The organism is Neorhizobium sp. DAR64872/K0K18 (assembly GCF_050500175.1).
In the GTDB taxonomy this organism is placed as follows: Bacteria; Pseudomonadota; Alphaproteobacteria; order Rhizobiales; family Rhizobiaceae; genus Neorhizobium; species Neorhizobium soli.
The window spans coordinates 2,021,909-2,043,309 of the sequence record NZ_CP191446.1 but is presented as its reverse complement, the minus strand read 5'-3'; the positions used below and the strand labels follow the sequence as shown (position 1 = coordinate 2,043,309).

Below are 21,401 nucleotides of genomic sequence, written 5' to 3'. Positions count from 1 at the left end.
GTAGCCTGACATCTCCAAAATGCAAAAGGTCCCGTGCTGGACGGGACCTTTGATTTCAGGAGCGATGACTATCCGACTTGAACAGCCTCGGCCTACTTGAACAGAGCCGGCAGCCAGAGCGACAGGCCGGGGATATAGGTGACCAGCAGCAGCACGAAGATGCTGGCGCCAAAGAACGGCCAGATGGTCTTCATAGCTTCGCGGATGGTGATCCCGCCCACCGCGCAGCTGACGAAGAGCACGGTTCCGACCGGAGGCGTGTTCAGTCCGATACCGGCGTTGAGGATCATTACCACGCCGAAATGGACGGGATCGATGCCGAACGCCTTGACGACCGGCAGCAGGATCGGCGTTGCGATGATCACCATCGGCGCCATGTCCATGAACGTGCCGAGCACCAGCAGGATGATATTGATCATCAAGAGCACGATGATTGGATTGTCCGAGATGGCGGAGATCGCGGCGATGATCAGCGTCTGCACCTGCAGGAAAGCCATCAGCCAGCCGAACGAGGCAGCCATGCCGATCACCAGCAAGACCATTGCCGTGGTGCGGACAGCACCCATAACCGCTTCGACGAAACCATCCCAGTTCAGTTCGCGATAGACGATCATCGCGACAAGGAAGGCGTAGAGTACCGCGATGCAGGAGCTTTCCGTTGCCGTGAACACGCCCGAGCGGACACCGCCGAAAATGATGGCGATCAGGAGGATGCCCGGGAGCGACGCCAGGAAGTAGTAACCCACACGCCTGAAGCCGGGGAACGGGTCCGCCGGGTAACCGCGCTTGACGGCAACCCACCAGGCCGTGACCATCAATGCGGCGGCGAGAAGCAGTCCGGGAATGATGCCCGCGGTGAAGAGATCGGCGACGGAGACATTGCCGCCAGCTGCGATCGAATAAAGGATCATGTTGTGCGACGGCGGGATCATCAGCGCGATGATCGCAGCATTTGCCGTCACGTTGACAGCATAATCCCGGTCATAGCCGCGAGCTGCCATCTGCGGGATCATCAGGCCGCCGACCGCCGAAGCGTCGGCCACCGCAGAACCGGAAATGCCACCGAACAGGGTCGAAGCGACCACGTTGACCTGGCCGAGGCCACCCCGCATATGGCCGACCAGGCCGGCCGCAAAGCGGATCAGCCGAGTGGCGATACCGCCGCGTACCATCAGGTCGCCTGCGAAGATGAAGAACGGGATCGCCATCATGGCAAACACGTTCATGCCGGAATTCATCTGCTGGAAGACGACGATCGGGGGCAGGCCGATATAGAGCACTGTCGCGAAGGATGCGATGCCGAGGCAGAATGCGATCGGCATGCCGATGATCATCAGAAAGGTGAAGGCGCCGAAAAGAATGGTATAGGCCATTATGCGGCCTCCTGCACAAGTACGTCCGCTGCGATTTCCTCGCCGATCGCGACGTCGATGAAACGTTCGAGTGAAAAGATCGATATCATTGCGCCACCGACGATCATCGGAAAGAAATCCGTACCGCCAGGCCATCCGAGAACGGGGATGCGCGCCGTCCAGGTCCCGATCGCCAGAAGCGATGAGTAATAGGCCATGCCGATGCCAAACAGCACGATCAGTCCGAGGCTGAGCAGGTCCATGGCCCGCTGGATGGCTGGCGGCATGATGTAGCGAACAACGTCGAGCCCGAGATGGACGCTTTCGCGCACACCGACCGCAGCGCCAAGCATGATGAACCAGGACATCAGATAGAGCGACAACGGCTCCGACCAGCTGGGACTATCGTTGAGAATATAACGGCTGAAAACCTGCCAGCCGACGATCAGGGTCATCGAGACCATGCCGATACCGGCGATCCACAATGATGATCGGCTGATCATGCTAAGAACAGGTCTTATCGCCTGCATGAAATTTCGCATTGTCCCGTCCTCCAAAGCCCGACAGGTTCCCCGATGTCGGAAAAGCACAGCCGACCCCGGTGTGGCGGGGCCGGCCGATCAGGGCTGTCAGTTGACGGCCTGGATTTCTTCCAACAGGCTCTTCATCTTCGCGTCGGTCACGAACTTGTCGTAGACTGGCTTCATCGCGGCCGAGAACTCGTCCTTGTTGACGGTAATGACCTTTACGCCGCCGGCGCGGATCTTTTCTTCCGAAGACTTTTCGCGGGCAGCCCACAGTTCGCGCATCTTGACGACGCTGTCCTTCGCGGCCTGGCGGATGACTTTCTGGTCATCGGGCGTCAGCTTGTCCCAGGAGACTTTCGACATGACCAGAATTTCCGGGTTCATCGAATGCTGGGTCAGCGAATAGTTCTTGGCGACCTCGTAATGACGGGCCGATTCGTAGGACGGCCAGTTGTTTTCAGCGCCGTCGACAACTCCGGTTTCCAGCGACGAGTAGACTTCGCCCATCGGCATCGGCGTCGGGTTTGCACCGAAGGCCTGCATCATCGCGATCCAGAGGTCGGACTGCTGGACACGGATCTTCATGCCCTTGAGGTCGGCCAGTTTTTCGACCGGCTTCTTGGTGGTGTAGAAGGAGCGCGCGCCGCTGTCGTAGTAGGCCAGACCGATCAGGCCGTGTGGTTCGAAGGCGGCAAGGATCTTGTCGCCGATCGGGCCGTCGACGACCTTGTGCATGTGGTCGGTCGAGCGGAACAGGAAGGGCAGGCCAAGAACGACCGTCTCGGGGATGAGGTTGTTGAATGGCGCGGCATTGACGCGGTTCATGTCGATGACGCCGAAACGGGTCTGCTCGATCGTGTCCTTCTCGCCGCCGAGAACCGAGTTGTTCATCACCTGCACGCCGATGCGGCCGCTGGTGCGTTCCTTGACGAGGTCGCCCATGTATTTGACTGCTTCGACGGTCGGATAGCCATCAGGATGGATATCGGCAGAGCGCAGGGTGATCTCCTGCGCGCGGACGCTGGTATGGGCCGTGGTGGTGGCCAGCGCCAGGCAAAATGCGAGCCCGAGGGCTTTCGTCAGTTTCATGTCTTCCTCCTCCAAAAAGCCGTCGCCTCCACGCGCCGGCGGTGATTAAATTTATTTGTTCGATGCACTCCAGTCCGGAAGGCCAAACAGCTGTTCCGGGTTCTTCACGAGCGCCAGCTCAAGCGCTTCTTCGTCCGCCAGCCAGCTTAGAACCGTGTCGGTCAACGCGACGTCGTCCGGATAGTCCTTCTGCTCGCGTGCAAGGTTGTGCGGCCAGTTGCTGCCCCAGACGATGCGTTCGGGCGCATAGGCTGCGAGGTCGCACGAAAACGCTCCGACATCGGCATAGTCAGGTGCGCCGGACTTCGAGGACTCGTAGACGCCTGCAAACTTGAACCAGCATCTGCCGATATCCATCAGTCGCTTGACGCCTGCGATCTCCGGACCCTCTGGCGTTGCGCCGGAGAAGAACTTGCCGTGATGGTCGAACACCCAGCGGCTCTTGAGTTTGGCAAGGCGTGGCTCATGATCGAGGATATTGCTGCCGTCGAACTGGACTGCGAGCATCCAGCCGCGGGCGGCAGCCTTGGCGTCGAGTGCTTCGAGCGCCGAAAGGTCCACGGCACCGCCGGGCAGATCCATGATGCGCAGGCCGACGATACCGGCTTCGGCGAGTTGGTCGAGTTCGCCATCGGAGACATCACCCGCGACTGCAGCGACGCCACGGGCAACACCGCCCATTTCCTTCAGGCAGGCGACCAGGTTGGTGTTGTCGCGCTGGTGGGCATTGCCCTGCGTGATCACGACACGATCGATGCCGAGCCATGCCATGAACTGGCGATACTGCTCCGCATCGGGGAGAGTTCCGACAGGCAGGCCCGGACCACCGGGCTGCGATGGGAAACCCGGCAGGTACATATGCATCTGCGAGTCGACTGCGCCCGCCGGCAGTTTGGTCGTTGGCGCGTCTCCGGAGAGCGGACGAACAAGCATCAGACGTCTCCCGACTTCGGTTCAGGCATTTTGAATTCCTTGAGCGCATCGCGGTTGATCTCGATCCCGAGACCAGGGCCATCGGGGATCTGCACCACGCCGTGCCGATGTTCGATCGGTGTTTTGATCACCGCCTGGCGGAAAGGGTTGTCGGTGCGATCAAATTCGAGAATGGGTTCGATCGGATTGACACGAACCGGGCTCGGGATCATCGCCGCCATGAACTGCAGGGCGGCGGCGATATGGACGGCCGTGCCCCAGACATGCGGTACAACGCGGATACCATGGAGCGCTGCGAGATCGGCAACGCGCTTGGCTTCTGTAAACCCGCCGACGCCTGCAAGATCGGGCTGGAGAATGTCGACGGCGCGGGTTTCCACCGGCTCGCGCATGCCCCATCGGCTGTGCCAGGTTTCGCCGCCGGCAACCGGTATCGACTGGAGGGCACGGACTTCGCGATAGGCGGCCAGCTGTTCCGGCACGACAGGCTCCTCGAACCAGTCGATGTCGTATTGTGCCGCCGCGTTGCCGAGTTTGACGGCTTCCACCGTGTCATAGCCGTGGTTGGCGTCGATCATCAGGCGCATGTTGGGACCGGCTGCTTCCCGCACGGCGCGGATGACGCGAAGGTCTTCCTCGACGCCGAAGCCGATCTTGATCTTCGTCGCGTGGAAACCTTCGTCGCGGTAGCGGGCCACATCGCGGGCATTGTCTTCGACGCGGTCGACGCCATCGCGCTTGAAGCTGCCGGTGGCATAGGCCTTGACGCTCTCGCGAAACCGGCCGCCGAGCAGGATCGAGACCGGCACGCCGAAATGCTTGCCCTTGATGTCCCAGAGCGCGATGTCGATGCCTGAGAGAGCCGTGACCGCAAGGCCGCGCTGGCCCTGGTCACGCAGGGCGTTATAGAGCTTCGCCCAGATCTTTTCGGTTTCCAGCGGATTTTCGCCGATCAGCCAGTTTGTATAGGCCGCCACCACAGCTGCGTTGGGCCGGGCCGGGCCGAGGCATTCTCCCCAGCCGATGGTTCCGTCGTCGCACTCGATCTCGACCAGGATATGGGCGCGGCGGTCGAAGCGCATCGAGGCGCTTTCGAAGGCGACATCCAGCCGGTGTTCGAGAAGGTGAGTGCGGACCGCAGCGATCTTCATGGGTTCACCGCTTCTGATCGCCGATGAGCTTCAGCAGGATCTGCTCTTCTTCTTCCGTCAGGTCATCGAGCGGCGGGCGGACCTTGCCTGCATCAAAGCCCTGCAGGCGCACGCCTGCCTTGATGGCCGAGACGGCATAACCCTTGCGGCGGCCGCGAAGCGCCATGAAGGGGTAGAAGAATTCGGTGAGGATCTGTTCGCAGCGGGTGCGATTGCCGGCACGCAGTGCCTTGTAGAACTCGACAGCAAGACCCGGCACGAAGTTGAAGACGGCCGACGAATAGGTGGTGAAGCCGGCGCCGAGATAGGCTTCGGCGAACAGTTCCGCCGTCGGCATACCGCCGAGATACATCAGCCGGTCGCCCATCGTGGCCGTGATCTGGCGCACGAGGCCGATATCGCCGGTGCCGTCCTTGAAGCCGATCAGATTGGGGCATTCGTCGCAGAGCCGCTGCAGCGTGTCGACCTGAAGCACGGAATTGTCGCGGTTATAGACCATGACGCCGATGCCGACCGACTGGCAGATTGCCTTGACATGCTTGTACAGGCCTTCCTGCGGTGCATCGATCATGTAGTGTGGCAGAAGCAGAATTCCGTCCGCGCCTGCTTTCTCGACCTTCTTTGCAAGGTCAACGCCGACATGGGTGCCGAAGCCGCAGCCCGACACGATCGCGGTCTTGCCGGACGCTTCCTTGGCGGATTTCACGATGGCGGGAATTTCGTCGGGGGCCAGCGAGAAGAATTCTCCGGTGCCGCCGGCGGCAAAGAGAACGGGCGCCTCGAAGCCGGAAAGCCACTCGATATGACGCTGATAACTTTCAGGCTGAAACTGGCCCTCGGCATCGAAATGGGTCACAGGGAACGACAGCAGGCCAGCGCCGAGCGCTGCCTTGATCTCTTCAGGCGTCATGTAGTGTTATCCTCTCAGTGTCTCCTCCAGACAATGTTGTCGTACATGTATGATGAATTTGTGTCAACACGTCATCTGACAGATTGGCGAACTTCGCGCAGGAGCGTCCGGTAGCGCAGTTGCGCGCCGCGCAGATGGCTGCGCATGGCCTGCCTTGCGCCTTCTTCGTCGCCTTCCGAAATTGCCACGACGATCGCGTCATGCTCCTTGTCGAGAAGGGCGATATAGGCCGCCTGATCGGATTCGGAATCGTCCGGCCGCAGGGCAGCACGGGGGATCAGCCGCTTGCCGATCATGGTCAGGAACTCGCGGAAGCGCGGGTTGTTGGTCGCTTCGGCGATGGCGAGATGGAGTGCAAAGTCCGCCTCGCTGGTCGGCTTGTCTGCCTCGAGACAGGCGCGGACGGCATGGTGGTGCTCGAAGATGCTTTCTTCCTGTGCCGGTGAGCGGCGCACCGCTGCAAGGCCTGCAGCCTCGACTTCGACGGCGGTTCTGAGCTCCAGGAGCTCGATCATCGAGGACACCTGAGCAAGATCGATATTGTTGAGCGAGAGCATCGTGGGCTGGGTGTTTTGCCGTGGTTCCAGCACAAAGACGCCGGCACCCTGGCGCGCTTCCACAAGACGGTCGGCGCGGAGTGCGGCGATCGCCTCGCGCACAACGGTGCGGCTGACGCCGTGGGTCTCCGTCAGCTGCGCTTCGCTTGGCAACCGCGCACCGGCCGTGAACTGACCGGCGGCGATCGCCTGGCGCAATGTATCCGTCAGCTGAGACACCAGCGTTCCTGCACCCTTTGCCGGCTCCAGCCTCGTCTCTCCAGCCATGCGTCTCTCCTTGCGCTCTCGTTATCTGCTCCCGTTAACCTGTATGATAAGTCGGCTTCGTTGTCACGGCTTTTGCTTATGGAGCCTTTGCGGCAGTTGAAAGCGGCCGCACTTGTCTCTAGGTTGCGGCATTGATTTCAGATGTCGGGTGATGAGTGCGCGAGAGAGTTCGGTGTATCGGTCTGTTGTGTGCTCTTAGTCTCTGGCCGGCGGCAGCCCAGGCGCAGTGGAAGCCGGTGGAGCAGGTGAAGACCTATCCGGTCAAAGGCACGTCCGGCATCGAGCTCTACTCCTCGATCGGCGAAAACGGCCCCAAGGTCGGCAGCCAGGTTCGGGCGATCGCCCATACGGATTTCAAGCTGACCTGGTCGCGCAAATACGAACCGCAGCAGGATGGCGCCTGCACGCTGGTTTCGGCGCGGCCCAACATCATCATCATCTACACGCTTCCGAAGCTGACTTCGAAACTGTCGCCAGCGCTTCAGCAGAAATGGGACGCGTTCACCGCAGGTGTGCGCCGGCACGAGCGGGTACACGGCACGATGATCGAGGATCTGGTGCGCCAGATCGAGGCGGCCAGTATCGGGCTTTCGGTGCCTAACGATCCGAAATGCACCAAGGTACGGGCTGAACTCCAGAGCAAGATCGCCGTCATCTTTCCCGCCCATCAGCAACGCAACCGGGATTTCGACAAGGTAGAACTCGGCGATGGCGGCAATGTGCAGCAGCTGATCCTCCAGCTCGTCAACGAGCGCTAGAGACAGGCGAATTTTTCAAAGGAAGCTTTCAATGACGCAGGTTATTTCCGCTGGTGATGTCGATGCCGAGGCTCTGATCGAAGAGCTGAAAGAGTGGGTGCGGATCGAGACGCCCTCCGGCAATGCGGCGGCGGTAAACTTCCTGGCCGATCGGGTGGAGGCCAGTGCGGCTAAGGCCGGGCTTTCCGTCGAACGGCTGCCGGGCACGCTCGGGTTCGGCGATATCCTCGCGGTCCGATCGCCACGGCAGGCGGGGAGCAACGAGAAATCGGTTCTGGTGCTTGCGCATCTCGATACGGTGCATGCGATCGGCGTGATCGATAACCAGCTTCCGCTCCGCCAGGAGGGCGACAAGCTTTACGGTCCCGGCATCTACGACATGAAGTCCGGTGCACTGATGGCGCTGGAGGCGTTGAAGATCGCGGTTGCAAAGGGCAGCAGAATGCCGGTCGATCTCGTTTTCGTGCCGGACGAAGAGGTCGGAAGCTTTTCGTCGCGGGCCTTCATGGAGGAATGCGCGCGCAGCGCCGGTTATACGCTGGTGGTGGAACCGGCGCGCGACGGCGGCAAGATCGTCATCGCTCGCAAGGGTGTGGCGATGTACGATATCGTCGTGCGTGGCCGGGCCTCGCATGCGGGCACACGGCCACAGGACGGACGAAGCGCCGTGCGGGCGGCAGCAAGGCTTGTGCTCGATCTGGAGGCGCTGAACGACGCAGGGCGCGGCATCACCGTCACGGTCGGAACGATCAGCGGCGGCACCGGCCGCAATACGGTGCCGGCGGAATGCCGCATGCAGGTGGATGTGCGCGTCCCCGACGATGCGGCAGCCACGGAAGTCACGGCGAAGATCGCCGCCATGCAGCCGGTCGATCCGGATATCAGTTTCGAGATCAAGGGACAGATGAACCGGCCACCGTTTGCGCAGTCGGATGCGGGCCGGAGATTGTTCGATACGGCGGCGAAAATCGCTGTAGATCTCGGCATTGCGCTGGAGGGCGTCACGACCGGCGGCGGTTCCGACGGCAATTTCACCGCAGCGCTTGGCGTGCCCACGCTCGATGGTCTCGGCGCTGATGGCGCAGGCGCGCATACGTTCGAAGAGTATATCTTGCTGTCGAGCGTTGCGCCGCGGACGGCCCTCTTGGCCAACCTGATGATGTCGCTCGAGCCCGAAGCCTGACGGGTGCCGCTTTGTGAACGGTGCGGCACCGGCCGCACCCATCACGGCATCTTTTCATCGTCCAGAAATTGCGTCCATATGGCTGATATCGAAGACCAATCGGGAATTCCGACATGACCAGCGGCCTGCACCACATCACCGCCATCACCCGCAAGATACAGGCGAATGTCGACTTCTATGTCGGCTTCCTCGGATTGCGGCTGGTGAAACGCACCGCCGGTTTCGAGGATGCGCAGCAGTTGCATCTGTTTTACGGCGACGGTGCCGCATCGCCCGGATCGATCGTGACGTTTCTCGCCTGGGAAGATGGATCGCTCGGTCGGGTCGGGCATGGGGCGCCGAGCGAGATCAGCCTGGAGATTTCGCCGGAAGCGATCGGCTTCTGGCTGACGAGGGCCCTCCAATATAACATCAAGCTATCCGGGCCGGCGCAGGAATTCGGCCAGCCCGTGCTGCGGCTGACGGATCCGGACGGTATCATCGTCAAGCTCGTCGGCGTCGAGGAAACGGGACTCTGGGTCTGGTGGCAGGATGGCGGTATCGCCGAGGAGAACTCTGTCCGCAGGCTTTACGGCGCGACGATCCTTTCCGAGAAGCCCCAGGAGACTGCCGATTTCCTCGTGCGGCATATGGGGCTGGCTGTTGGAAGCCGGGAAGGCAACACCCAGCGGCTGGTTTCTGAAGCGCATGACATCATCGATGTCCGCGATGCATCGGGCTTCTGGACTGCGGCGCCGGGGACGGGCGCGATCGATCATATCGCGTTTCGGGCCTTGGATCGCGTGGCGGTCGAGGCGGTGTATGGAGAGCTTGTTGCTGCCGATGCGGGCGAGATGAACATCCACGACCGGCAGTATTTCCATTCGCTTTACGTGCGCGAGCCGGGCGGCACGCTGATCGAACTCGCCTCGGACGGGCCGGGTTTTGCCACCGATGAACCGGTCGAGACGCTCGGAAGCCAGCTGTTCATTCCGAAGCATTTCAAGGCGGATCACGAGGCGCTGATGGTGATGCTGCCGCAGTTCGGTCTGCCGGGCGAGGAACGCGTCATCTACCGCGACCTGCCGTTCGTGCATCGGGTCCACATGCCTGACAACTGGGACGGCACGACGCTGGTGCTGATGCACGGCACCGGCGCCAACGAAACGGCGCTGCTGCCGCTCGGACGCAAAGTGGCACCCAACGCCCTGTTGATCGGTCTGCGCGGCCGCTCGCTGGACGAGGGCTATCCGCGCTTTTTCCGCAGGCTCAGCCAGACGACCTTCGACCAGAAGGAAATCGCATCGGAAGTGGAGGCTTTCGTCGGGTTCATCGAGGATATCGGTCCGGCCTATGGCGCGGATCCGGCGCGCACCGCGTTCCTCGGCTATTCCAACGGCGGCAACATGATTGGTGCGACGATGCAGCTTTACCCGGAGGTCATCCGCAGAGCGGTGCTGCTGCGCTCGATGAACGTGCTCGAAGACCGACCCGTCGTTGATCTTTCCGGGGCAGAGGTCCTGTCACTCAGCGCCACCAACGATTTTTACGGCCCACTTGCCGGCGAGATCGAGGACAGGCTACGGACGGCCGGGGCCGACGTGACGGCCCGGGTACTCGATGCCAATCATGGCCTCGACGCGGAAGACGAGGTCATCGTGCACGAATGGCTCAAGGAGCGGATTGGTTGACAGGTAACGTGTTCACGACCGGAAACGACAAGCCGGTATTCTGTGCCGATATCGGCGGTTCGTTCATCAAGTTCGCGGTGTCGCCGACGCATGGTGTCATCGAGCCTCTGGAGCGGGTTCCAACACCCGCGTCCGACTGGGATGCGTTCGTGGCAGCGCTGTCTGACCTGATCGCGCGGCATGCCCATCTGGTTAAAGACAATGACTCGACGCCGCTGGCGTTGTCGATCACCGGGATCGTCGATCCCAAGACCGGCGTTTCGATTGCCGCCAACATTCCCTGCATCACAGGACGTCCCGTGGCGGCGGAACTTTCCGCGCGGCTCGGAAGGCCGGTCGTTGCGGCCAACGACGCCGATTGTCTGACGCTTGCCGAAGCCAGTGAAGGTGCCGGCAAGGGCCATGACGTCGTGTTCTGCGCCATCATCGGCACCGGGATCGGCGGTGGTCTGGCGATTGGTGGCAAGCTGGTGCGCGGTGCGGGCGGCGTGACCGGCGAATGGGGCCACGGGCCGATCGTCAATACGACCGTCGAGATCGCCGGCGAGACGATCCACATTCCGCGCCTGGCCTGCGGTTGCGGCCAGTCCGGCTGTGCCGATACGGTCGGCGGCGCACGCGGGATAGAGCGTATCGACGGCCTGCTCCATGAGAGAGCCGAGACCAGTCACACGATCATTGAAGACTGGCAGGCCGGCGATGCGTTGGCGGAAAAGACGATCGCCGTCTGGCTGGAACTGATTGCCGATCCCCTGGCGCTCGCGGTCAACACGACAGGGGCGTCGGTCGTGCCCGTCGGAGGGGGACTGGCCTCCGTTTCGGCACTGATCGACCTGCTGGACGGAGCAGTGCGCAAACGCATCCTCAACCGGATAAGTTACCCATTGGTGATCCCGGCGCTTCGGCAGGCGGATGGTGGGCTGGTCGGGGCAGCGGTGCTCGGCCGGCAGGAGGGCTGATGGCGATGCGGATCACGCTCGAAGTCTGTGTCGATACGCCTGAGGGGTTCGAGGCGGCTGTGGCGGGCGGGGCCGACCGGATCGAACTCTGCGCGGCGCTCGATCTGGGCGGACTGACGCCGTCGCCGGGGCTGATGGCACTGGCGGCGAAAGCGTCGACCCCGGTCTATGCGATGATCCGACCGAGGGCAGGGGATTTCGTGTTCGGTCTCGGTGACGAGGCGGCCATGCTCGGCGATATCGACGCTGTGCGGTCCGCCGGGTTGGCGGGTGTGGTGATCGGTGCGAATCTGGCCGACGGCCGTCTCGATGTGGCGCTGCTCGAACGCCTGATGCGACATGCTGACGGTCTCGGTGTGACACTGCACCGTGCCTTCGATCTGGTGCCGGATCCGGTTGAGGCCCTCGACGTGGCGATGACGCTCGGCGTTGAGCGCATCCTGACGTCCGGGCTGGTTCCGCGCGCCATAGACGGGGTGAACCTGTTGAAGCAACTGGTCGATCAAGCCGGGACACGGTTGTCGATCATGCCGGGCAGCGGGGTCACGCCGGCAAACGTTGTCGAATTGTTGAACTGCACCGGTGCCCGCGAGGTCCACGGCTCCTGCCGCGCCGTTCTCAAGCGCGGTGACGGCAGGGCTGTCGAGTTCGGTTTTCAAGCTAACCAATCATACCGGACAAGCGAAGTCATCGTGCGCGAGATGCGGACGATCTTGGATGGTGTCGGCAGCTGAGGGTTCGCTCAGCCTCAGGCGCAGAGGCTGGCGAGGGCCTTGAAGTCCTGGATCTGCACGCAGCGGACGCTTTGCAGTTTGATCAGGTTGGATGCGCGCAGCTTTGCGAACACACGCGAAACGGTTTCGATCGTCAGGCCGAGATAATCCGCGATGTCGAGCCTCGACATCGGCAGGTCGAAATGGTCGAGATTGCCCTGGCGGTTGGCCATGTCCAGCAGGAAGCCGGCGATGCGCTCCACCGCGGTCTGGCGGCCGATGACCGCCAAGTGCTCCTGGGCGCGCAGCATGCCGCGCAAGGCGAGCTTCAGAATGTCGTCGCCACTGCCGGGCTGGGAAAAGCTGCGCAGTCCCGTCGGAACGATCGCTTCCGCGAAAAAGGCATGCGTGCGGTCGGCTTCAAAACCAAAGGTCTCGCCGGCAAGGTAGAAGCCGATGACCTGACGGCGGCCATCGGACAGCAGCCGATGGAGGCGGACGGCGCCGAATTCGACCTCGTAGAACGTGCCGGATTTCTCGCCGGGCGTGTAGATTTCCTTGCCGCCGGCATAGGTCTGGACCTGGGTAACCCGGGTGACTGGTGCGGAGGAACACGGAAACGCGATCGGCGTTGCGTTTAGCATCTTTGCCTGGGCGTTCGCGACCGGAGCGTTCACGGCTCTTCCTCCAAGTGATCAGAGCTAGGATGCCGCAAGCCACTCGTCCGCGATATTGAGGTGTCTCCCTACGGAGTTCTACGTAGCGACCGGTGCCGGCGTGGCGTGGCTCAGATGGGCGAAATCCCTCACCATCCGCAGCAGTTCGGCGCCATCGAATGGCTTTATCAGGATGCGCGCCGTGTTTTTGGATGGGATCGGCGTCATTCCGTCTGCCAGCATGATGAAACGGCTGGGAAAGTCGAGAAGCTTGTGCTGGGCGTCGAGGTTGCCGTGGACCTCGTGGGAGTCGATGATCGTGCACGCGGACGAGGCTGCCGAAGCGTGGCCCGCGCACCAGCTTTCGTATGAAAGAACCTGAAAACCTTCGACCTCCAGCGCGAACGCCAGCGACTGTCTAAGCCCGGCATCCGGAGCGATCACTGCAATAGTGGTCGAGGGTGACAACACGTGGACTATCCAGGATCCGGGGGGCGCTAGGGCGACATTGGACGCCGATTGTAATATGCGCGCCAAGCCCCAAGCGGACTTTGCGTTAGATCAAGAAGTTGCAATTAAATCGCGGATTGTCCGTTTGTTCAGGTTCGGCGTCACTCCTTGTCGAAGCCGGCCGCCATGGTCATCCGAACCAGTTGCGGCAGGCTGCGCGCCCGCATCTTGGCCATCACGTTGGCGCGGTGGACTTCAACCGTCCGGGGGCTGATGTCGAGATCGTAGGCGATCGACTTGTTCGGCAAGCCGGCAACGACTGCCAAAAGGACCTGGCGCTCGCGATCGCTGAGCGACTGGAGGCGGCTCAACACTTCCTGCACCTCGGTCACTTCCGTCGGCTTTTCGACGAGAAGCTTGGCAGCCCGCTCGATTGCTTCGATGATGGTCGTATCGTCGAACGGTTTTTCGATGAAATCGACAGCGCCGGCCTTCATTGCTTCCACTGCCATTGCCACGTCGCCGTGGCCGGTTATGAAGATCACAGGCATCCGGATCTTTTGGGCGGCGAGTGACCTGATCAGCTCGAGACCCCCGATATCGGGCATCCTGAGGTCGCTGATGAGCAGGGCGTTGCGAGTTCCGGGCGCAAATTTCAGGAAGGCTGTCGCGCTTTCATGCACGCGCACGGCAAATCCGTTCATCGTCAGCATGAAGGCGAGCGACTTGCGCACCGGCTCTTCATCGTCGACGATATGCACCACGTAGTCAGCGGTCGGCATTCTCTTCGTCCTCCTTGTACAACGGCAGCGTGAACCGGAACGTGGCACCTCCGGCGACATTTCGGGTGACCACCATCTCACCGTCATGGGCTTCGATAATACGTTTGCATATCGAAAGTCCAATTCCCATACCACCCGCCTTGGTCGTCACGAATGGCTTGAACAATTGGGCCTCGATCTCCTCCGCAATCCCGGGGCCTGTGTCTTCGACGACCACGGCCACGTGCTCGTCGTCCTGGACCAGCGTGCGGATCGTGAGCTCTTTCCGCTCACTGTCGCGCATCGCTTCGATTGCGTTGCGCATCAGATTGGTCAGGACCTGCTGGATCTGGATCTTGTCAGCGACGACGATTTCCGGGCCGTCGTTGAATTCGAACATCGTCCGCACGCCGTTTTCGCGAGAACCGACCAAGGCCAGAGCCGCGGCTTCTTCAATCAGCCGGCGTATGTTGTGGGGTGCTTTTTCCGTTTCGCCCTTCGTCACGAATTCGCGCAGGTGCTTGATGATCTGCCCGGCGCGGAGCGATTGGTTGCCGGCTTCCTTCAGCGCGTCTCGCAATCGCGACGCCATGTCGTCGTCCATGTCCCGCAGGAGTCTTGCGCAGCCGTGGACATAATTCGCGATGGCCGAAAGCGGTTGGTTCAGTTCATGGGCAAGTGTCGAGGCCATTTCACCCATCTCGTTCAGACGCGCGAGACGGGCGACTTCACCCTGCATTTCCTGCAATCGTGCCGCCGATTCGGCGCGTTCGGTAAGATCTCGCACGAAGCCGGTATAGAAGGTCTCGCCACCCGACCGGGTTTCGCCAACGGCAAGCTTCATCGGGAAGGTGGAGCCATCCTTGCGGCGGCCGACCACGACGCGATCCCGTCCGATAATCCGCTTCTCGCCGGTGCGCGCGTAGCGCTCGAGATAGCCGTCATGCTCACGGTGGTAGGGCTCCGGCATGAGGATACGCAGGTTGCGTCCGACGACCTCGTCTTCCGTATATCCGAACTGGCGAACGGCCGCGGAATTGAAGGAGACGATGATGCCCTCCTTGGTAATGACGATGGTGGCATCGAGCACGGTGTCGAGGATCGATCGCAGATGCGCCTCGCGAACCTCGGCCTTGGCCTGGGTCTTTGCGATGATGATCCGGGCGATATGCAGGACCTTGCCGGTGACGGCGATTGCCAGGCTGGTCAGAGCGACCACTCTCAGTTCCGCCGAGGTCGCGCTGACGGGTGACAGTTCCTTCAACGCCCAGACACCGATTACGGAGAGGACTGCAGCGACCACACCCGGTCTCAAGCCTCCGATGACGGAGGCGAAGATGATCGACGGCACGAAAAAGAAGTAGATTCCCTTGCCGTTCATGGGAACGGACAGAGCCAGACGAATTGCAAAGCCGACCAGGAAGCCGACCACAGCAAGGAGATAGACCTCACCGCGGGTGAAATCACGTTTCTGAATGAACTGTACGAAGCGTTCGGTGCGCCCGGTCATTTCGCTTAGGATCATCGCTCATCCTACTGAAAAGGCGATCGACACAGGCGCGCGGAGAGACGGGCGCGGATGTCTTGAACGCGTTGTAGCACAGGCTTAAATGCAGCGTCCAACGGGCAAATCGGGGAGGGGTCTTCATACACATGCTTTTCACCATATGTCAGAGAAACCGCGCATTCGCTCCGGAACCCTGTTCATCCCGGCGTGCAATTGATCGGCAAACCCGATAAGGCTGGGCCTTGGCCTAAACATTCCGCTAGGTTATCAACCAGAATCAGACTGGTAACACACACGCAGCCATGGCTGCTGCCGGAGAATTTGATATGTCGACCGTAGCCGCCGAAGCAAATGAAGGGCGCGCCGCACCGATCAAGGTTTTGTTCGTAGAAGACGAAGCCCTGATCCGCATCTCTACAGCCGATTTCCTGCAGGACGCCGGCATGGGCGTCGTCGAAGCCGGCACGGCCGGTGAGGCGCTGGGCCTTGCCTCCGAGCAGCCGGTCGATATCCTTGTTACCGACGTGCATCTGCCCGACATGACAGGCTTGCAACTGACCATCAAACTCCGCGCGCAATTTCCGGATCTCCCAGTCATCTTCGCGACGGGCGATCGCAATGTCGAAGGCGCCGAAGGCCTGTCGCGTTCGGGCCTGGTGACCAAGCCCTATGACTACGACAGCCTTGTCTCGCTGATCCGCTCCATGGTCTCGGCCGGCTGACCGGCGGAACCGGCCGTCAGATCCGGCCATCCGCCTCCACGATCATCTTCGTCAGGCTGCCATCCGCGGGAAACAGCGGGATGAGGCATGCCTGCAGCGCGTGATAGATGTCGCCCTTGCCGGGAAAAAGTGTGTGAGCCGGGACCAGATCTTCCGTCAGTTCCTCGTGCCAGCCGCCGTTCCTGTGGTCGACGAACTTGTTGGCAATGGTGCCCCAGATCAGCCTGTAGCTGTCTTCGTAGAAGCTGTCGGCCGGCAGATGCTGGTTGATGAAGTGGGCAGCGCCAGCGCCCTCGCACATCGGCCACCAGAGCTTGTTGGTCTTGGCGGGCTTGTCTTCCCAGTCGAGTGTGTAGAAAAAGCCGCCTTTTTCCTTGTCCCAGCCGAGTGACATGGCCTGCACGAACAGGTTCTTGGCCGCATCCGGCATCCAGGCGTGCTTCTTGTCGCCAAGCGTCCACAGTTGCAGCGTCAGGCGGGCCCATTCAAGCCAGTGGCCAGGTGTCGTGCCGGCCGGGCGGAACATCTCGTCCTGGTGATAATAGTTCTTGTCGATCTGCCAGTCGCTATCGAAATGCTCGGCGACGCGGAAGCCGACGCTGCCGGCGAGGCGCCGGATGACGAGGTCTGCAATGCTTTCGGCCTTGTCCAGATAATGCCGTTCGCCGGTTGCCTCAAAGGCCGCCATCAGCGCTTCGGTCAGGTGCATGTTCGAGTTCTGGCCACGATAGCTGCCACCGTCGATCGGCGACCAGTCGGCCGCGAATTCTTCGGCGATGGCGCCGTGTTCGCGATCCCAGAACCGCGTTTCCAGCACGTCGGTAACGTCGGCGAGCATCGCGTCGGCCAGCGGATGGCCGACGACCTTGGCGGAGGAGGCGGCGAGAAGCACGAAAGCGTGGCCGTAACCCTGCTTGTTGCTGTCGGCCGGGCCATCGTCGTTCATCGACCAGGCATAGCCACCGTTTTGTTGGTCGCGGTGACCGTTCCAGAGAAAATTCATGCCGTGGTCGACCAGGTCGCCCGTACCCGGACGTCCCAAGAGATAGCCGATAGAATAGCAGTGCACCATGCGGGCGGACGCGTGAATGCCGCGAACGGGATTGTCGCCGGGGAGCGGGTTGCCGGTAGGATCGAGATCGAAGAAGCCGCCCTTGGGGTTGATGGCCCTGTGCTGGAAGAAATCGAACAGGCCGTCAGCCTGTTGCAGCAGCCAGCGCCGGTGGTAGGGCAGATCGCTCCAGAATTTCGATACCTGGCCCGCGTCGCTCATGCTTCTCTCCCTTTTGCATTCTGCTTCAAGGCTATACCGTCAGGAGTATGGCCTGTCATCGACAATTCGTTTATTACTCACGGCACGACGGCTGGACATCATATAAACGCATCTTTATATGATTATGAATACCGTTTGATGCTGTTCAGGAGTGTGTCCCTTGTTTGATGAACTCTTCGGTCCCGAAGGCGATCGCCGCGACGGTGCGGAAATCCTTGCAGCTCTAAAGGCGGCCGCACGCGAACGAATTCTCGTGATAGATGGCGCCATGGGCACCCAGATCCAGGGGCTCGGCTTCAACGAAGAGCATTTTCGTGGCGAACGCTTCATCGGTTGCGCCTGTCACCAGCAGGGCAACAACGACCTTCTGATTCTCTCGCAGCCCCAGGCGATCGAGGATATCCACTATCGTTACGCCAAGGCCGGCGCCGATATTCTCGAGACCAACACGTTTTCCTCCACCCGTATCGCCCAGGCGGATTACGAGATGGAAGGCGCTGTCTACGATCTCAACCGCGACGGGGCACGCCTTGCCCGCCGCGCCGCGATCCGCGCCGAAACGGAAGACGGCCGCCGCCGTTTCGTGGCCGGTGCCATCGGCCCGACCAACCGGACGGCCTCGATTTCCCCCGACGTCAACAATCCGGGCTACCGCGCCGTCTCCTTCGACGACCTGCGGATTGCCTATGGCGAGCAGATCGACGGTTTGATCGACGGCGGTGCCGACATCATTCTGATCGAGACGATCTTCGACACACTCAACGCCAAGGCGGCGATCTTTGCCTGCGAGGAGCGCTTCGAGGCGAAGGGTATTCGCCTGCCGGTCATGATATCGGGCACGATCACCGATTTGTCCGGTCGTACGCTGTCCGGCCAGACGCCGTCTGCGTTCTGGAACTCGGTGCGCCATTCGAACCCGTTCACGATCGGCCTCAACTGCGCGCTCGGGGCAGATGCGATGCGTCCGCACCTGCAGGAACTGTCGGGCGTTTCCGACACGTTCATCTGCGCCTATCCTAATGCCGGCCTGCCCAACGAGTTTGGCCAGTATGACGAGACGCCTGAAATGATGGCGAAGCAGGTCGAGGAATTCGCCCGCGAAGGTCTGGTCAACGTCGTCGGCGGCTGCTGCGGCTCGACGCCGGAGCATATCCGCGCGATCGCCGACGCTGTTTCCAAGTACAAGCCGCGCGAGATCCCGGAGCACTCGCCGTTCATGTCGCTGTCGGGCCTCGAGCCCTTCACGCTGACAAAAGACATTCCGTTCGTGAATGTCGGCGAACGCACCAACGTCACCGGTTCGGCTAAATTCCGCAAGCTGATCACGGCCGGCGATTATGCGGCAGCGCTGGTCGTTGCCCGCGACCAGGTCGAGAACGGCGCGCAGGTCATCGACATCAACATGGACGAGGGCCTGATCAACTCCGGCCAGGCGATGATCGAGTTTCTCAACCTGATCGCCGCCGAGCCGGATATCGCCCGCGTTCCCGTCATGATCGACAGCTCGAAGTTCGAGATCATCGAAGGCGGATTGAAATGCGTTCAAGGCAAGCCGATCGTTAACTCGATCTCGCTGAAGGAAGGCGAAGAAAAGTTCCTGGCGCAGGCCAAGCTGATCCGCAATTACGGCGCAGCCGTCGTGGTCATGGCGTTCGACGAGACGGGGCAGGCGGATACCTATGACCGCAAGGTCGAGATCTGCAGCCGCGCCTACAAGATCCTGACCGAGCAGGCAGGCTTTCCGCCCGAGGATATCATCTTCGATCCGAACGTGTTTGCGGTTGCGACCGGGATCGAGGAACACAACAATTACGGCGTCGATTTCATCGAGGCGACGCGCACCATCCGTGAACGCATGCCGCTGGTGCATATTTCCGGCGGCGTTTCGAACCTCTCCTTCTCGTTCCGCGGCAACGAGCCGGTGCGCGAGGCGATGCATGCCGTGTTCCTGTACCACGCCATCCAGGCGGGTATGGACATGGGCATCGTCAATGCCGGGCAGCTCGCGATCTACGAGAACATCGATCCGGAACTGCGCGAGGCCTGCGAGGACGTGGTGCTGAACCGCCGCGCCGACGGGACCGAGCGGCTTCTGGAAGTGGCCGAAAAATATCGTGGCGGCCCCGGCAAGGAAGCAAGGGTCCAGGATCTGGCCTGGCGCGAGCGCTCGGTCGAAGAGCGGCTGTCGCATGCGCTGGTCAACGGCATTACCGAATTCATCGACGCCGATACGGAAGAGGCACGCCAACAGGCTGCGCGTCCGCTGCACGTCATCGAGGGGCCGCTGATGGCCGGGATGAATGTCGTCGGCGATCTCTTCGGTTCCGGCAAGATGTTCCTGCCGCAGGTGGTGAAGTCCGCCCGCGTGATGAAGCAGGCGGTTGCGGTGCTGCTGCCCTACATGGAAGAGGAAAAGCGCCTCAACGGCGGCGACCAGCGCAAGACCGCCGGCAAGATCCTGATGGCGACCGTCAAGGGCGACGTCCACGACATCGGCAAGAACATTGTCGGCGTCGTGCTCGCCTGCAACAATTACGAAATCGTCGATCTCGGCGTGATGGTACCGGCGACGAAGATCCTCGAAACGGCGATTGCCGAGCAGGTCGATATCATCGGTCTGTCGGGCCTGATCACGCCGTCGCTCGACGAAATGGTGCATGTGGCAGCCGAAATGGAGCGGCAGGGCTTCAACGTGCCGCTGCTGATCGGCGGCGCGACGACCAGCCGGGTTCATACGGCCGTCAAGATCCATCCGCGGTATGAGCGGGGCCAGGCCGTCTATGTCACGGATGCCTCGCGCGCGGTGGGCGTCGTCTCGGCGCTGCTGTCGCCCGACGCCAAGGATGGCTATGTCGAGACGATCCGCGGTGAATATGCCAAGGTTGCATCGGCGCATGCCCGTTCGGAAGCGGACAAGAAGCGGCTGCCGATCGAGCGCGCCCGTGCCAATGCCGAGAAGGTCGACTGGACATCCTACGATCCGAAGCCACCGCAGTTCTTCGGCACGAAAGTGTTCGAAGGCTATGATCTGGCGGAGCTTGCGACCTATATCGACTGGACGCCGTTTTTCCAGACCTGGGAACTGAAGGGTCGCTATCCGGCGATCCTCGAGGACAAAAAGCAGGGCGAGGCCGCGCGTCATCTGTTTGCAGATGCGCAGGCGATGCTGGAGAAAATCATCGCGGAGAAGTGGTTCCGGCCCCAGGCCGTGATCGGCTTCTGGCCCGCCAACGCTGTCGGCGACGACATCAAGCTGTACACCGACGAGACGCGCAGCACGGAACTCGAGACCCTGTTCACGCTGCGCCAGCAGCTGTCCAAGCGTGACGGCCGGCCGAATGTGGCGCTGTCGGATTTCGTCGCACCGGTTTCGAGCGGCAAGGCCGATTATGTCGGCGGCTTCGTGGTGACAGCCGGTATCGAGGAAGTGGCGATTGCCGAACGGTTCGAGCGGGCGAACGACGATTACTCGTCGATTCTGGTCAAGGCGCTCGCCGACCGGTTTGCGGAAGCGTTTGCCGAACGCATGCACCAGCGCGTGCGCCAGGAGTACTGGGGCTATGCGCCGGATGAGACGCTCACCAGCGACGAGTTGATCCACGAGCAGTATGCGGGCATCCGTCCGGCGCCCGGCTATCCGGCGCAACCCGACCATACGGAAAAGGAAACGCTGTTCAGGCTGCTCGACGCCACCAAGGCGACGGGCGTGACGCTGACCGAGAGCTACGCGATGTGGCCGGGATCATCCGTCTCGGGCTTCTATATCGGCCATCCCGCCAGCTACTATTTCGGCGTTGCCAAGGTGGAGCGGGACCAGGTCGAGGATTACGCGTCGCGCAAGGGCATGGCGATCGAGGAGGTCGAACGCTGGCTCGGGCCTGTGCTCAACTATATCCCGACCAATGTGGCGGCGGTCGAGGACGCTGCGTAGGCTGTCTGCCGCCAGGTTAACAGATTGAATCA

Annotated in this window: 19 protein-coding genes; 7 read left to right on the top strand and 12 right to left on the bottom strand. The window is 61.6% G+C overall.

Annotation, left to right across the window (positions count from 1 at the left end; all coding sequences use genetic code 11):
- Positions 1-92 precede the first annotated feature (92 nt).
- The 7 genes from ACQY1P_RS15420 to ACQY1P_RS15390 form a co-directional block, all read right to left on the bottom strand.
- Positions 93-1,373, bottom strand: coding sequence for a TRAP transporter large permease (locus ACQY1P_RS15420; RefSeq protein WP_062456012.1), 1,281 nt, complete (start codon positions 1,371-1,373; stop codon positions 93-95).
- Positions 1,373-1,894, bottom strand: a complete 522-nt coding sequence (locus tag ACQY1P_RS15415; protein WP_062456015.1) for a TRAP transporter small permease — start codon at positions 1,892-1,894, stop codon at positions 1,373-1,375. The genes ACQY1P_RS15420 and ACQY1P_RS15415 overlap by 1 nt, the downstream gene beginning before the upstream one ends.
- A gap of 87 nt (positions 1,895-1,981) precedes the next feature.
- Positions 1,982-2,968, bottom strand: a complete 987-nt coding sequence (locus tag ACQY1P_RS15410; RefSeq protein ID WP_430254188.1) for a TRAP transporter substrate-binding protein — start codon at positions 2,966-2,968, stop codon at positions 1,982-1,984.
- A 51-nt stretch (positions 2,969-3,019) separates the two neighbouring features.
- Positions 3,020-3,901: an amidohydrolase family protein gene (locus tag ACQY1P_RS15405; RefSeq protein ID WP_430254186.1), complete on the bottom strand. Its 882-nt coding sequence runs from the start codon at positions 3,899-3,901 to the stop codon at positions 3,020-3,022.
- Entirely contained in the window at positions 3,901-5,052 is a 1,152-nt protein-coding gene (locus tag ACQY1P_RS15400) for a mandelate racemase/muconate lactonizing enzyme family protein (protein ID WP_430254185.1), read from the bottom strand. The genes ACQY1P_RS15405 and ACQY1P_RS15400 overlap by 1 nt, the downstream gene beginning before the upstream one ends.
- Positions 5,053-5,056: 4 nt before the next feature.
- Positions 5,057-5,962, bottom strand: a complete 906-nt coding sequence (gene kdgD, locus ACQY1P_RS15395; RefSeq protein WP_062581182.1) for a 5-dehydro-4-deoxyglucarate dehydratase — start codon at positions 5,960-5,962, stop codon at positions 5,057-5,059.
- A 71-nt stretch (positions 5,963-6,033) separates the two neighbouring features.
- Positions 6,034-6,786 carry a FadR/GntR family transcriptional regulator gene (locus ACQY1P_RS15390; protein ID WP_092660568.1) on the bottom strand — a complete coding sequence of 251 codons (753 nt, stop codon included), beginning with the start codon at positions 6,784-6,786 and terminating at the stop codon, positions 6,034-6,036.
- Positions 6,787-6,971: 185 nt separating this feature from the next.
- Between ACQY1P_RS15390 and ACQY1P_RS15385 the strand changes: the two genes are divergently transcribed.
- The 5 genes from ACQY1P_RS15385 (at position 6,972) to ACQY1P_RS15365 (ending at position 12,090) form a co-directional block, all read left to right on the top strand.
- The gene (locus ACQY1P_RS15385) at positions 6,972-7,544 is read left to right on the top strand and encodes a DUF922 domain-containing Zn-dependent protease (RefSeq protein WP_430254183.1); all 573 of its coding nucleotides are present in this window, start codon (positions 6,972-6,974) and stop codon (positions 7,542-7,544) included.
- A gap of 31 nt (positions 7,545-7,575) precedes the next feature.
- Positions 7,576-8,727 carry a M20 family metallopeptidase gene (locus tag ACQY1P_RS15380; protein ID WP_209901303.1) on the top strand — a complete coding sequence of 384 codons (1,152 nt, stop codon included), beginning with the start codon at positions 7,576-7,578 and terminating at the stop codon, positions 8,725-8,727.
- A 113-nt stretch (positions 8,728-8,840) separates the two neighbouring features.
- Positions 8,841-10,397, top strand: coding sequence for a VOC family protein (locus tag ACQY1P_RS15375; RefSeq protein ID WP_430254181.1), 1,557 nt, complete (start codon positions 8,841-8,843; stop codon positions 10,395-10,397).
- On the top strand, positions 10,394-11,356 hold the full coding sequence (locus tag ACQY1P_RS15370; RefSeq protein ID WP_430254180.1) for an ROK family protein: 963 nt from the start codon (positions 10,394-10,396) through the stop codon (positions 11,354-11,356). Before ACQY1P_RS15375 ends, ACQY1P_RS15370 begins: the two co-directional genes overlap by 4 nt.
- 5 nt (positions 11,357-11,361) lie before the next feature.
- On the top strand, positions 11,362-12,090 hold the full coding sequence (locus ACQY1P_RS15365; protein WP_113110857.1) for a copper homeostasis protein CutC: 729 nt from the start codon (positions 11,362-11,364) through the stop codon (positions 12,088-12,090).
- Positions 12,091-12,104: 14 nt separating this feature from the next.
- Here ACQY1P_RS15365 and ACQY1P_RS15360 read toward each other — a convergent pair whose 3' ends face one another.
- The 4 genes from ACQY1P_RS15360 to ACQY1P_RS15345 form a co-directional block, all read right to left on the bottom strand.
- Positions 12,105-12,746, bottom strand: coding sequence for a helix-turn-helix domain-containing protein (locus ACQY1P_RS15360; protein WP_244508750.1), 642 nt, complete (start codon positions 12,744-12,746; stop codon positions 12,105-12,107).
- A gap of 78 nt (positions 12,747-12,824) precedes the next feature.
- The gene (locus ACQY1P_RS15355; RefSeq protein WP_430254178.1) at positions 12,825-13,196 is read right to left on the bottom strand and encodes a transcriptional regulator; all 372 of its coding nucleotides are present in this window, start codon (positions 13,194-13,196) and stop codon (positions 12,825-12,827) included.
- A 140-nt stretch (positions 13,197-13,336) separates the two neighbouring features.
- Positions 13,337-13,957: a response regulator FixJ gene (fixJ, locus tag ACQY1P_RS15350; RefSeq protein ID WP_430254176.1), complete on the bottom strand. Its 621-nt coding sequence runs from the start codon at positions 13,955-13,957 to the stop codon at positions 13,337-13,339.
- Positions 13,944-15,461, bottom strand: coding sequence for a PAS domain-containing sensor histidine kinase (locus tag ACQY1P_RS15345; RefSeq protein WP_062581169.1), 1,518 nt, complete (start codon positions 15,459-15,461; stop codon positions 13,944-13,946). Before ACQY1P_RS15345 ends, fixJ begins: the two co-directional genes overlap by 14 nt.
- 308 nt (positions 15,462-15,769) lie before the next feature.
- On the opposite strand from ACQY1P_RS15345, the gene ACQY1P_RS15340 reads away from it, so the two are divergent.
- Positions 15,770-16,165, top strand: a complete 396-nt coding sequence (locus tag ACQY1P_RS15340; protein WP_062456056.1) for a response regulator — start codon at positions 15,770-15,772, stop codon at positions 16,163-16,165.
- Between the two features lie 16 nt (positions 16,166-16,181).
- Here ACQY1P_RS15340 and ACQY1P_RS15335 read toward each other — a convergent pair whose 3' ends face one another.
- Positions 16,182-17,438, bottom strand: a complete 1,257-nt coding sequence (locus ACQY1P_RS15335; RefSeq protein ID WP_430254174.1) for an AGE family epimerase/isomerase — start codon at positions 17,436-17,438, stop codon at positions 16,182-16,184.
- Positions 17,439-17,598: 160 nt separating this feature from the next.
- Between ACQY1P_RS15335 and metH the strand changes: the two genes are divergently transcribed.
- Positions 17,599-21,369: a methionine synthase gene (gene metH, locus ACQY1P_RS15330; protein ID WP_430254172.1), complete on the top strand. Its 3,771-nt coding sequence runs from the start codon at positions 17,599-17,601 to the stop codon at positions 21,367-21,369.
- Positions 21,370-21,401: the final 32 nt, after the last annotated feature.

Bases quoted from the DNA above. Each gene is read 5' to 3' on its own strand.
- ACQY1P_RS15345 (WP_062581169.1), bottom strand. From the start codon at position 15,461: ATGATCCTAAGCGAAATGACCGGGCGCACCGAACGCTTCGTACAGTTC.
- kdgD (WP_062581182.1), bottom strand. From the start codon at position 5,962: ATGACGCCTGAAGAGATCAAGGCAGCGCTCGGCGCTGGCCTGCTGTCG.
- ACQY1P_RS15420 (WP_062456012.1), bottom strand. From the start codon at position 1,373: ATGGCCTATACCATTCTTTTCGGCGCCTTCACCTTTCTGATGATCATC.
- ACQY1P_RS15340 (WP_062456056.1), top strand. From the start codon at position 15,770: ATGTCGACCGTAGCCGCCGAAGCAAATGAAGGGCGCGCCGCACCGATC.
- ACQY1P_RS15405 (WP_430254186.1), bottom strand. From the start codon at position 3,901: ATGCTTGTTCGTCCGCTCTCCGGAGACGCGCCAACGACCAAACTGCCG.
- ACQY1P_RS15365 (WP_113110857.1), top strand. From the start codon at position 11,362: ATGCGGATCACGCTCGAAGTCTGTGTCGATACGCCTGAGGGGTTCGAG.
- ACQY1P_RS15375 (WP_430254181.1), top strand. From the start codon at position 8,841: ATGACCAGCGGCCTGCACCACATCACCGCCATCACCCGCAAGATACAG.
- ACQY1P_RS15380 (WP_209901303.1), top strand. From the start codon at position 7,576: ATGACGCAGGTTATTTCCGCTGGTGATGTCGATGCCGAGGCTCTGATC.
- ACQY1P_RS15335 (WP_430254174.1), bottom strand. From the start codon at position 17,438: ATGAGCGACGCGGGCCAGGTATCGAAATTCTGGAGCGATCTGCCCTAC.
- ACQY1P_RS15400 (WP_430254185.1), bottom strand. From the start codon at position 5,052: ATGAAGATCGCTGCGGTCCGCACTCACCTTCTCGAACACCGGCTGGAT.
- fixJ (WP_430254176.1), bottom strand. From the start codon at position 13,957: ATGCCGACCGCTGACTACGTGGTGCATATCGTCGACGATGAAGAGCCG.
- ACQY1P_RS15410 (WP_430254188.1), bottom strand. From the start codon at position 2,968: ATGAAACTGACGAAAGCCCTCGGGCTCGCATTTTGCCTGGCGCTGGCC.
- ACQY1P_RS15390 (WP_092660568.1), bottom strand. From the start codon at position 6,786: ATGGCTGGAGAGACGAGGCTGGAGCCGGCAAAGGGTGCAGGAACGCTG.
- ACQY1P_RS15415 (WP_062456015.1), bottom strand. From the start codon at position 1,894: ATGCGAAATTTCATGCAGGCGATAAGACCTGTTCTTAGCATGATCAGC.